This is a genomic window from Oleiphilus sp. HI0086 (assembly GCF_001635225.1).
In genome coordinates this window covers 1-591 of the sequence record NZ_LWFZ01001172.1, presented here as the reverse complement: position 1 = coordinate 591, position 591 = coordinate 1, and the positions used below count along the sequence as shown (strand labels likewise).

Annotated in this window: 1 protein-coding gene; it reads left to right on the top strand. The window is 41.8% G+C overall.

The genetic code is table 11. The features are described 5' to 3' along the window. Window positions 1–591, top strand: a 591-nt coding sequence (locus tag A3756_RS20495) for a phosphopantetheine-binding protein (RefSeq protein ID WP_156490644.1), incomplete at both ends; no start/stop codon positions are given.

Here is a 591-nt window from a genome sequence, read left to right as displayed (position 1 = left end):
ACTGATAACCAAGTAAAAATTAGTGGCTATCGTATTGAGTTATCGGAAATTGAAGCCTGTTTAATGAAGCATGAGAGTGTCTCCAATGCAGCTGTAACAGTTTCAGAGAGCGAAGCGCAAAAATCGATTATTGCTTTTATTGTAAGCAACTCTGAGGATGCTTCAATACTCAAAGCATACCTCACGCAAGAGCTACCTGCCTATATGCAGCCGTCTCATTTTCTGTTCAGCGATGCACTGATGACAACGCCTTCAGGGAAAATCGACCGCAAGAGTATGCTCGCCCAGTATCACGCCAATCAAGGTAAGTTAGCTGAGCAGGTTTCAAGCATGCAGAAAGAGCAGCTAATAGCTGTGCCAGATAAAGTGTCACTAAGCTCAATGATCTATTCCTTGCTTGGTAACGACAATATCGACACATCAAAAAGTCTGGTTGATGTAGGCATGACATCACTCATGGCGAACCAGTTATCAGTTCAGCTATATGAAAGCTTTCAGCTAGATATACCCGCCTATAAGCTTTTTCAATACGCTTCGATAGACTCGTTTATCAATCATCTTAGTAAGCAAGTGAGAACTAACAACTATCAG